The organism is Verminephrobacter aporrectodeae subsp. tuberculatae (genome assembly GCF_026127385.1).
GTDB lineage: Bacteria > Pseudomonadota > Gammaproteobacteria > Burkholderiales > Burkholderiaceae_C > Acidovorax > Acidovorax aporrectodeae.
The window spans coordinates 1-13,310 of the sequence record NZ_QZCX01000002.1 but is presented as its reverse complement, the minus strand read 5'-3'; the positions used below and the strand labels follow the sequence as shown (position 1 = coordinate 13,310).

The following is a 13,310-nucleotide window of genomic DNA, read 5'->3' as shown; positions in this document are numbered from 1 at the left end:
TGGCCCTCCCCAGGGACTGCGCATGCAAGCCATGGTCCGGGCTGCGTCGCCGGTCCCTGCCCATGGGGGATGGCCGCCTGGTGCACGCCCCCGGCAGAAAGCCACGCGCCCCTCGAAACAAGGCCGCAAACAAGCGCTGATTACCGGAATCACCCCCGCAGCATCCCCCGTCCACAAGGGATGCGCGACCCAACCCCAGCCAACGCACATCCATCACTGAAGCACCATGACGACCGACACCACCGCCCCACAGCTGATCACCACCGCCGACGAAGGCCCCTCCACCTACGGGAGGAATGACCTGAAGCTCCAATTCAGCAGCGCGAACGGATTGGACGAAGAGCACAAACCAGCCAGCAGAGACTTCACGGTGCTCGTGGATGGCGCAGCCAACGCCGTCACCACTATCGTCGTGAATGGATTGGACAACTACATCCTGCTGACCCTGACCACCGCCATGCGAATCGGTCAAGTAGTGACCCTCTCCTACCAGGACAGCACGCCCAACGACAACAACGGCATACAGGACCGGGCCCCGGCGAGCAATCGCTTGGCCAGCATCCCGCTCCTGGTGGTGAAAAACGCCCTCGTGGACGTCTATGGCCCGAGGCTGCGCACCACCGGCGACGCGCCCCCCAAGGTCACTGGCGACCAGTTGGTGCTCAGCTATGACGATGAGAGCTATCTGAACGGGGCCGCGCTCACGGGCAACGCAGGTTTTACGGTCAGCAGCGACGCGGGCACGGCCATTGCCGTCAACAGCGCCGTGGTGAACGCAGCGGCCAGGACCGTCACGCTGACGCTCAGCCGCCCCGTGGTCTACGGCGAAATGGTGCGCGTCAGCTACGCCAAACCGGCGATCGGCAATAGGGTTCAGGACGCTGTCGGCAACGTCGCGGCGAACTTCAGCAACCGGGACGTGGTCAACGACACACCGGATATCGCGGCCCCGCAGTTGATTACTACCGGAAACGATCGCCCCAAGATCACCGACGGCAGGTATCTGGGGCTTCATTTCAGCGACGCGAGCCCCTCCCTGGACGACCGCAACGGACCCGCCAAGGAAGACTTCACGGTGCTCGTGGACGGCGCAGCCAAGACCGTCGCCGAAGTCACCATGGGTGGAATGTCCAAGACCGTCCTGCTGACCCTGAGCACCTCCGTGGAATCCGGTCAGAGAGTGACCGTCTCCTACCAGGACAACACGCCGGGCAACAACGGCATACAGGACACGGCGAGCAATCGCTTGCTCAGCATCCCGACCACGGTGGTGATGAATGACACCACGCCCCCGCAGCTGATCACCACCGGTGACGCACGCCCCAAGGTCAACGACAACCAGCTGGTGCTCAGCTACACCGACACAAGCGACCTGAACGGGGCCGCGCTCACGGGCAGCGCAGGCTTTACGGTCAGCAGCGACACGGGCACGACCATCATCGTGAACAGCGCCGTGGTGAGCGCGACGGCCAAGACCGTCACGCTCACGCTCAGCCGCGCCGTGGCCAACGGCGAAACGGTGCACGTCAGCTACGCCAAGCCCGCGGCCAGCAATGGCGTGCAGGACGCTGCCGGCAACGCTGCGGTGGACTTCAGCAATCAGGCCGTGACCAACGACACACCGGACACCACGCCCCCGGCAATCAACAGCGCCGCGGTCAACGGCAACCAGTTGGTGCTCACGTACACCGAAGCCAACAGCCTGGACGGAGCCGCGCTCACGGGCAACGCAGGCTTTACGGTCAGCGGCGCCGCTGGCGCAGCCATCACCGTGAGCAGCGCCGTGGTCAACGCAACCGACAAGACCGTCACGCTGACGCTCAGCCGCGCCGTGACCAGCAGTGAGATAGTGCGCGTCAGCTACGCCAAGCCCGCGGCCAGCAATGGGGTGCGGGACGTGGCCGGCAACGCCGCGGTGGACTTCATCGACCGGGCCGTGACGAACACCACACCCGCAGCCGACACCACGCCCCCGGGGCTGAACACCGCCACGGTCAACGGCAACCAGCTGGTCCTCACCTACGCCGAAGCCAACACCCTGGACGAGGCAGCGCTCACGGGCAACGCAGGCTTTACGGTCAGCAGCACCGCGGGCGCAGCCATCACCGTGAGCAGCGCCGTGGTCAACGGGGCGGCCAAGACCGTGACGCTCACGCTCAGCCGCGCCGTGGCCAGCAATGAAACAGTGACCGTCAACTACGCCAAGCCCGCGAACAGCCATGGGGTGCAGGACGCTGCCGGCAACAGCGCGCTGAACTTCAACGACCATGCCGTGACGAACAACACGCCAGCAGACACCACGCCCCCGGAGATCAACACCACCACGGTCACCGGTGACCAGTTGGTGCTCACGTACACCGAAGCCAACAGCCTGAACGGGGCTGCGCTCACGGGCAATGCAGGCTTTACGGTCAGCAGCACCGATGACGCAGCCATCACCGTGAGCAGCGCCGTGGTGAACGGGGCGGCCAAGACCGTCACGCTCACGCTCAGCCGCGCCGTGGTCCACCGGGAGATGCTGCACGTCAGCTACGCCAAACCCACGTCCGGCAATGGGGTGCGGGACGCTGCCGGCAACGACGCAGCGAACTTCAGCGACCGGGCCGTGACCAACAACACACGGGACACCACGGCTCCGCAGTTGCTTGCTCCCACCCACGACCACGATCGCCCCGAGCTCACCGACGACACCCACCTGTCGCTCCGTTTCAGCGACACGAGTCTCTTGGACGAGAACCACAACAACAGACCAGCCAACCGGGACTTCACGGTGCTCGTGGATGGCGTAGCCAACACCGTCACCGACGTCGCCGTGAATGGAATGAGCCTCACACTGACTCTGACCACCCCCGTGATTGGTGGTCAACGAGTGACCGTCGCCTACCAGGACAGCACGCTCGACGACACCAAGGGCATACGGGACACGGAGGGTAATAGCTTGGCCAGCATCCCGACCACGGTGGTGGTCAATAACCTGTTGGACATGGTTTCTCCGCAGCTGATCACCGTCGGTGACGCGCGCCCCAAGGTCAACGGCAACCAACTGGTGCTCAGCTTTAGCGACACGAACAACCTGGACGCGGACCCGACCCACAAGCCGGCCAACGAGGCCTTTACGGTGCTCGTGAATGGCGTCGCGAATGCGGTCACCGAGGTCACCGTCAATGCCCAGACCAAGACCGTCACGCTCACGCTGACCACGGCGGTCACGCACGGTCAGCCGGTAACCGTCGCCTACGCCGACCCCTCCCCGGACAGCAACGATGCCAACGCGATACAGGATGCCTCAGGCAACGACGCGCCCAGCTTTGCGGCCACTGCGGTGACGAACAACACACCAGCGCCAACGGACACCACGCCCCGGGTGTCCAACAGTGAGCTCACCGTCGGGATTGCGATCGCCGACAGCGCGCTCACCGCGGGCGAGACCACCACCGTCACCTTCACCTTCACCGAGCCCGTCAACGGCTTTGACACCAGAGACATCACGTGCACCAACGGCACGCTGAGCCAGCCCGCGGCCAACGCCGAGCGCACGGTCTGGACGGCCACCTTCACGCCCACGGCCAGCATCAACGCCCCGTCGAATGTCTTCAACGTAGACCTCGCCGGGGTGACCGACAACGCCGGCAACGCCGGCGAGAGTGAAATCACCAGCGCCAACTACTCCGTGGACACCCGAGATACCGTGGCCCCGCTGCTCCACAGCGCCACGGTCAACGGTACCCAACTGGTACTCAGCTTTAACGACACGGGCAACCTGGACGCGGACTCGACCCACACACCCGCCAACGGGGCCTTTACGGTCCTCGTGGATGGCGTCGCGAACGCCGTCACCAACGTCGCCATCGAGCCGCAAGCCAAAACCGTCACGCTCACGCTGAGCACGGCGGTCACCAGCGGCCAGTCGGTCACCGTCGCCTACGCCGACCCCACGACCGGCAACGACGCCAACGCCATACAGGACACTGCCGGCAACGACGCGGCCAGCTTTGCTGCTACCGCGGTGACGAACAACACACCAGTGCCAGCAGACACCACGGCCCCGGCGCTGATCATCACCGGTGACTCGCGTCCCAAGGTCACTGGCAACCAACTGGTGCTCAGCTTTAGCGACACGGGCAACCTGGACGCGGACGCGGGCCACACACCGGCCCCCGGGGCCTTTACGGTCCTCGTGGATGGCGTCGCGAACGCCGTCACCAACGTCACCGTCGATTCCCAAGCCAAGACCGTTACGCTCACGCTGACCTCTGCGGTCACCCACGGCCAGACGGTCACCGTCGCCTACGCCGACCCCACGACCGGCAACGACGCCAACGCCATACAGGACGCTGCCGGCAACGACGCGGCCAGCTTTGCGGCCACTGCGGTGACGAACAACACACCAGCGCCAGCAGACACCACGGCCCCGCAGCTGATCATCACCGGCGACTCGCGTCCCAAGGTCACTGGCGACCAGCTGGTGCTCAGCTTTAACGACACAAGCAACCTGGACGGGGCCGCGCTCACGGGCAGCGCAGGCTTTACGGTCAGCGACGCCGCTGGCGCAGCCATCACCGTGAGCGGCGCCATGGTGAACGCGACGGCCAAGACCGTCACGCTGACGCTGGGCCGCGCCGCGGCCCCCGGCGAGACAGTGCACGTCAGCTACGCCAAGCCCGCGGCCAGCAATGGCGTGCAGGACGCTGCCGGCAACGCTGCGGTGAACTTCAGCAACGAGGCCGTGACGAACAACACGCCAGCAGACACCACGCCCCCGGTAATCAACACCACCACGGTCAACGGCGACCAGTTGGTGCTCACCTACACCGAAACCTACAGCCTGGACGGGGCCACGCTCACGGGCAATGCAGGCTTTACGGTCGCAAGCCTCACGGTGGACACGGGGGCAACAACCATCCCCGTCAACAGCGCCGTGGTCAACGGGGCGGCCAAGACCGTCACCCTCACGCTCAGCCGCGCCGTGGTCTACGGCGAACTGGTGCGCGTCAGCTACGCCAAACCGGCGACCAGCAATGGGGTTCAGGACGCCGCCGGCAACGCCGCGGCGAGCTTCAGCGACCGGGACGTGGTCAACGACACACCGGACACCGCGGCCCCGCAGCTGATTACTACCGGAGACGAGCGCCCCACGATCACCGACGGCATATATCTGGGGCTTCATTTCAGCGACGCGAGCTCCTCCCTGGACGACAGCAACGGACCCGCCAAGGAGGACTTCACGGTGTTCGTGGACGGCGTAGCCAACACCGTCGCCGCAGTCACCACGGAGGGAATGTACAAGATCGTCCTGCTGACCCTGAGCACCCCCGTGCAATCCGGTCAAAGAGTGACCGTCTCCTACCAGGACAGCACGCCGGGCAACGACAACGGCATACAGGACCCGACGGGCAATCGCTTGCTCAGCATCCCGACCACGGTGGTGATGAATGACACCGTTGCCCCGCAGCTGATCACCACCGACGGCGCGCGCCCCAAGGTCAACGGCAACCAACTGGTGCTCAGCTTCACCGACACAAGCGACCTGGACGCGGACGTGGCCCACAAGCCGGCGAACGGAGCCTTTACGGTGCTCGTCAACGGCGTCGCGAACGCCGTCACCAACGTCGCCATCGAGCCCCAAGCCAAAACCGTCACGCTCACGCTGAGCACGGCGGTCACCAGCGGCCAGACGGTCACCGTCGCCTACGCCGACCCCACGACCGACAACGACGCCAACGCCATGCAGGACGCCGCAGGCAACGACGCGGCCAGCTTTGCTGCTACTGCGGTGACGAACAACACACCGGCGCCAGCGGACACCACGCCCCCGCAGCTGATCATCACCGGCGACTCGCGTCCCAAGGTCACTGGCAACCAACTGGTGCTCAGCTTCGACGACACAAGCAACCTGGACGCGGACGCGGGCCACACACCGACCCCCGGGGCCTTTACGGTGCTTGTCAACAGCGTCGCGAACGCCGTCACCAACGTCACCGTCGATTCCCAGGCCAAGACCGTCACGCTCACGCTGACCACGGCGGTCACCAGCGGCCAGTCGGTCACCGTCGCCTACGCCGACCCAACGACCGGCAACGACGCCAACGCCATACAGGACGCCGCAGGCAACGACGCGGCCAGCTTTGCTGCTACCGCGGTGACGAACAACACACCAGCGCCAGCAGACACCACGGCCCCGGCGCTGATCATCACCGGCGACTCTCGTCCCAAGGTCACTGGCGACCAGCTGGTGCTCAGCTTTAGCGACACGGGCAACCTGGACGCGGACACGACCCACACACCGGCCAACGGAGCCTTTACGGTCCTCGTGGATAGCGTCGCGAATGCCGTCACCAACGTCGCCATCAATGCCGAAGCCAAAACCGTCACGCTCACGCTGACCACGGCGGTCACCAGCGGCCAGTCGGTCACCGTCGCCTACGCCGACCCCACGACCGGCAACGACGCCAACGCCATACAGGACGCCGCCGGCAACGATGCGGCCAGCTTTGCTGCCACTGCGGTGACGAACAACACACCAGCGCCAGCAGACACCACGGCCCCGACGCTGATCACCACCGGCGACTCGCGTCCCAAGGTCACTGGCGACCAGCTGGTGCTTAGCTTTAGCGACACGGGCAACCTGGACGCGGACGCGGCCCACAAGCCGGCGAGCGGGGCCTTTACGGTGCTTGTCAATGGCGTCGCGAACGCCGTCACCAGCGTCACCGTCGATTCCCAAGCCAAGACCGTCACGCTCACGCTGACCACAGCGGTCACCAGCGACCAGTCGGTCACCGTCGCCTACGCCGACCCCACGACCAGCAACGACGCCAACGCCATACAGGACGCCGCAGGCAACGACGCGGCCAGCTTTGCGGCCACGGCGGTGACGAACAACACACCGGACACCATGGCCCCACAACTGATCATCACCGGCGACACGACGCGCCCCAAGGTCACTGGCAACCAACTGGTGCTCAGCTTCGACGACACGGGCAACCTGGACGCGGACCCGACCCACACACCGGCCCCCGGGGCCTTTACGGTGCTGGTCAATGGCGTCGCGAACGCCGTCACCAACGTCACCGTCGATTCCCAGGCCAAGACCGTCACGCTCACACTGACCACGGCGGTCACCAGCGACCAGTCGGTCACCGTCGCCTACGCCGACCCCACGACCGGCAACGACGCCAACGCCATACAGGACGCTGCCGGCAACGACGCGGCCAGCTTTGCGGCCACGGCGGTGACGAACAACACACCAGACACCACGCCCCCACAACTGATCATCACCGGTGACACGACGCGCCCCAAGGTCAACGGCAACCAACTGGTACTCAGCTTTAGCGACACGGGCAACCTGGACGCGGACACGACCCACACACCCGCCAACGGGGCCTTTACGGTCCTCGTGGATGGCGTCGCGAACGCCGTCACCAACGTCACCGTCGAGCCCCAAGCCAAGACCGTCACGCTCACGCTGGCCACAGCGGTCACCCACGGCCAGTCGGTCACCGTCGCCTATGCCGACCCCACGACCGGCAACGACGCCAACGCCATACAGGACGCTGCCGGCAACGACGCGACCAGCTTTGCGGCCACTGCGGTGACGAACAACACACCGGCGCCAGCAGACACCACGGCCCCGCAGCTGATCATCACCGGCGACTCTCGCCCTAAGGTCACTGGCAACCAACTGGTGCTCAGCTTTAGCGACACGGGCAACCTGGACGCGGACGCGGGCCACACGCCGGCCCCCGGGGCCTTTACGGTGCTGGCCAATGGCGTCGCGAACGCCGTCACCAACGTCACCGTCGATTCCCAGGCCAAAACCGTCACGCTCACGCTGACCACGGCGGTCACCAGCGACCAGTCGGTCACCGTCGCCTACGCCGACCCAACGACCGGCAACGACGCCAACGCCATACAGGACGCCACCGGCAACGACGCAACCAGCTTTGCGGCTACCGCGGTGACCAACAACACACCGGACACCACGCCCCCGCAGCTGATCATCACCGGCGACTCTCGCCCCAAGGTCACTGGCAACCAACTGGTGCTCAGCTTTAGCGACACGGGCAACCTGGACGCGGACGCGGGCCACACACCGGCCCCCGGGGCCTTTACGGTGCTTGTCAACGGCGTCGCGAACGCCGTCACCAACGTCACCGTCGATTCCCAGGCCAAAACCGTCACGCTCACGCTGACCACGGCGGTCACCAGCGACCAGTCTGTCACCGTCGCCTACGCCGACCCCACGACCGGCAACGACGCCAACGCCATACAGGACGCCGCCGGCAACGACGCGACCAGCTTTGCGGCCACTGCGGTGACGAACAACACACCGGCGCCAGCAGACACCACGGCCCCGGCGCTGATCATCACCGGTGACGCGCGCCCCAAGGTCAACAACAACCAACTGGTGCTCAGCTACACCGAAGCGAACAGCCTGAATGGAGCCGCGCTCACGGGCAGCGCAGGCTTTACGGTCAGCAGCGACGCGGGCACGGCCATTACCGTAAGCAGCGCCGTGGTGAGCGCGACGGCCAAGACCGTCACGCTCACGCTGAGCCGCGCCGTGGCCAACGGCGAAACGGTGCACGTCAGCTACGCCAAGCCCGCGGCCAGCAATGGCGTGCAGGACGCTGCCGGCAACGCTGCGGTGGACTTCAGCAATCAGGCCGTGACCAACGACACACCGGACATCACGCCCCCGGCAATCAACAGCGCCGCGGTCAACGGCAACCAGTTGGTGCTCACGTACACCGAAGCCAACAGCCTGGACGGAGCCGCGCTCACGGGCAACGCAGGCTTTACGGTCAGCGGCGCCGCTGGCGCAGCCATCACCGTGAGCAGCGCCGTGGTCAACGCAACCGACAAGACCGTCACGCTGACGCTCAGCCGCGCCGTGACCAGCAGTGAGATAGTGCGCGTCAGCTACGCCAAGCCCGCGGCCAGCAATGGGGTGCGGGACGTGGCCGGCAACGCCGCGGTGGACTTCATCGACCGGGCCGTGACGAACACCACACCCGCAGCCGACACCACGCCCCCGGGGCTGAACACCGCCACGGTCAACGGCAACCAGCTGGTCCTCACCTACGCCGAAGCCAACACCCTGGACGAGGCAGCGCTCACGGGCAACGCAGGCTTTACGGTCAGCAGCACCGCTGGCGCAGCCATCACCGTGAGCAGCGCCGTGGTCAACGGGGCGGCCAAGACCGTCACGCTCACGCTCAGCCGCGCCGTGGCCAGCAATGAAACAGTGACCGTCAACTACGCCAAGCCCGCGAACAGCCATGGGGTGCAGGACGCTGCCGGCAACGCTGCGGTGAACTTCAACGACCGGGCCGTGACGAACAACACGCCAGCAGACACCACGGCCCCGGAGATCAGCACCACCACAGTCACCGGTGACCAGTTGGTGCTCACGTACACCGAAGCCAACAGCCTGAACGGGGCCGCGCTCACGGGCAATGCAGGCTTTACGGTCGAAAGCCTCACGGTGGACACGGGGGCAACAACCATCCCCGTCAACAGCGCCGTGGTCAACGGGGCGGCCAAGACCGTCACGCTCACGCTCAGCCGCGCCGTGGTCTACGGCGAACTGGTGCGCGTCAGCTACGCCAAACCGGCGACCGGCAATAGGGTTCAGGACGCCGCCGGCAACGCCGCGGAGAACTTCAGCGACCGGGACGTGGTCAACGACACAAGGGACACCGCGGCCCCGCAGCTGATTACTACCGGAAACGATCGCCCCAAGATCACCGACGGCATCTATCTGGTGCTCCATTTCAGCGACGCGAGCCCCTCCCTGGACGACAGCAACGGACCCGCCAAGGAGGACTTCACGGTGTTCGTGGACGGCGTAGCCAAAACCGTCACCGAAGTCACCATGGGTGGAATGTCCAAGGCCGTCCTGCTGACCCTGAGCACCTCCGTGGAATCCGGTCAAAGAGTGACCGTCGCCTACCAGGACAACACGCCGGGCAACAACGGCATACAGGACCCGACGGGCAATCGCTTGCTCAGCATCCCGACCACGGTGGTGATGAATGACACCATTGCCCCGCAGCTGATCACCACCGGTGACACGACGCGCCCCAAGGTCAACGGCAACCAACTGGTGCTCAGCTTCACCGACACAAGCGACCTGGACGCGGACCCGACCCACACACCGGCGAACGGAGCCTTTACGGTGCTTGTGAATGGCGTCGCGAACGCCGTCACCAACGTCACCGTCGAGCCCCAAGCCAAAACCGTCACGCTCACGCTGACCACGGCGGTCACCAGCGGCCAGACGGTCACCGTCGCCTACGCCGACCCCACGACCGGCAACGACGCCAACGCCATACAGGACGCTGCCGGCAACGACGCAGCCAGCTTTGCGGCCACTGCGGTGACGAACAACACGCCAGCGCCAGCAGACACCACGGCCCCGGCGCTGATCATCACCGGAGACTCTCGTCCCAAGGTCACTGGCGACCAGCTGGTACTTAGCTTTAGCGACACGGGCAACCTGGACGCGGACGCGGCCCACAAGCCGGCCAACGGGGCCTTTACGGTGCTTGTCAATGGCGTCGCGAACGCCGTCACCAACGTCACCGTCGAGCCCCAAGCCAAGACCGTCACGCTCACGCTGACCACGGCGGTCACCAGCGACCAGTCGGTCACCGTCGCCTACGCCGACCCCACGACCGGCAACGACGCCAACGCCATACAGGACGCTGCCGGCAACGACGCAGCCAGCTTTGCTGCCACCGCGGTGACGAACAACACGCCAGCGCCAGCAGACACCACGGCCCCGGCGCTGATCATCACCGGCGACACGACGCGCCCCAAGGTCAACGGCAACCAACTGGTACTCAGCTTTAGCGACACGGGCAACCTGGACGCGGACACGACCCACACACCCGCCAACGGGGCCTTTACGGTGATGGTCAATGGCGTCGCGAACGCCGTCACCAACGTCACCGTCGAGCCGCAAGCCAAAACCGTCACGCTCACGCTGACCACGGCGGTTACCAGCGGCCAATCGGTCACCGTCGCCTACGCCGACCCCACGACCGGCAACGACGCCAACGCCATACAGGACGCTGCCGGCAACGACACGCCCAGCTTTGCGGCCACTGCGGTGACGAACAACACACCAGCGCCAGCAGACACCGCTGCCCCGGCGCTGATCATCACCGGTGACTCGCGTCCCAAGGTCACTGGCGACCAGCTGGTACTTAGCTTTAGCGACACGGGCAACCTGGACGCGGACGCGGCCCACAAGCCGGCGAGCGGAGCCTTTACGGTGCTTGTCAATGGCATCGCGAACGCCGTCACCAACGTCACCGTCGAGCCCCAAGCCAAGACCGTCACGCTCACGCTGACCACGGCGGTCACCAGCGACCAGTCGGTCACCGTCGCCTACGCCGACCCAACGACCGGCAACGACGCCAACGCCATACAGGACGCCGCCGGCAACGACGCGACCAGCTTTGCTGCTACTGCGGTGACCAACAACACACCAGCGCCAGCAGACACCACGGCCCCGGCGCTGATCATCACCGGCGACTCGCGTCCCAAGGTCACTGGCGACCAGCTGGTGCTCAGCTTTAGCGACACGGGCAACCTGGACGCGGACGCGAGCCACAAGCCGGCGAACGGAGCCTTTACGGTGCTTGTCAACGGCGTCGCGAACGCCGTCACCAACGTCACCGTCGAGCCCCAAGCCAAAACCGTCACGCTCATGCTGAGCACGGCGGTCACCAGCGACCAGACGGTCACCGTCGCCTACGCCGACCCAACGACCGGCAACGACGCCAACGCCATACAGGACGCTGCCGGCAACGACGCGGCCAGCTTTGCGGCCACGGCGGTGACGAACAACACACCAGCGCCAGCAGACACCACGGCCCCGGCGCTGATCATCACCGGCGACTCTCGTCCCAAGGTCACTGGCAACCAGCTGGTGCTCAGCTTTAGCGACACGGGCAACCTGGACGCGGACGCGACCCACACACCGGCCCCCGGGGCCTTTACGGTGCTGGTCAACGGCGTCGCGAACGCCGTCACCAGCGTCACCGTCGATTCCCAGGCCAAGACCGTCACGCTCACGCTGACCACAGCGGTCACCAGCGACCAGACGGTCACCGTCGCCTACGCCGACCCAACGACCGGCAACGACGCCAACGCCATACAGGACGCCGCAGGCAACGACGCGCCCAGCTTTGCTGCTACCGCGGTGACCAACAACACACCAGCGCCAGCAGACACCGCTGCCCCGCAACTGATCATCACCGGCGACTCGCGTCCCAAGGTCACTGGCGACCAACTGGTGCTTAGCTTTAGCGACACGGGCAACCTGGACGCGGACGCAAGCCACAAGCCGGCGAGCGGAGCCTTTACGGTGCTTGTCAACGGCGTCGCAAATGCCGTCACCAGCGTCACCTTCGATTCCCAGGCCAAGACCGTCACGCTCACGCTGACCACAGCGGTCACCAGCGACCAGACGGTCACCGTCGCCTACGCCGACCCAACGACCGGCAACGACGCCAACGCCATACAGGACACTGCCGGCAACGACACGGCCAGCTTTGCGGCCACGGCGGTGACGAACAACACACCAGCGCCAGCAGACACCACGGCCCCGGCGCTGATCACCACCGGCGACTCGCGTCCCAAGGTCACTGGCGACCAGCTGGTACTTAGCTTTAGCGACACGGGCAACCTGGACGCGGACGCGAGCCACAAACCGGCGAGCGGAGCCTTTACGGTGCTTGTCAATGGCGTCGCGAACGCCGTCACCAACGTCACCGTCGAGCCCCAAGCCAAGACCGTCACGCTCACGCTGACCACAGCGGTCACCAGCGACCAGACGGTCACCGTCGCCTACGCCGACCCCACGACCGGCAACGACGCCAACGCCATACAGGACGCCGCCGGCAACGACGCAACCAGCTTTGCGGCCACGGCGGTGACGAACAACACACCAGCGGCAGCAGACGCCACGGCCCCGGCGCTGATCATCACCGGCGACTCTCGTCCCAAGGTCACTGGCGACCAGCTGGTGCTCAGCTTTAGCGACACGGGCAACCTGGACGCGGACGCGAGCCACAAGCCGGCGAGCGGAGCCTTTACGGTGCTTGTCAATGGCATCGCGAACGCCGTCACCAACGTCACCGTCGATTCCCAGGCCAAGACCGTCACGCTCACGCTGAGCACGGCGGTCACCAGCGACCAGACGGTCACCGTCGCCTACGCCGACCCTACGACCGGCAACGACGCCAACGCCATACAGGACGCCGCCGGCAACGACGCGACCAGCTTTGCTGCTACTG

General features: G+C 65.9%; 1 protein-coding gene. It reads left to right on the top strand.

Annotation, left to right across the window (positions count from 1 at the left end; translation table 11 throughout):
* Window positions 1-226: 226 nt before the first annotated feature.
* Window positions 227-13,310: SwmB domain-containing protein (locus D5041_RS08490; RefSeq protein WP_265284413.1), on the top strand; the 13,084-nt coding region annotated here is incomplete at its 3' end.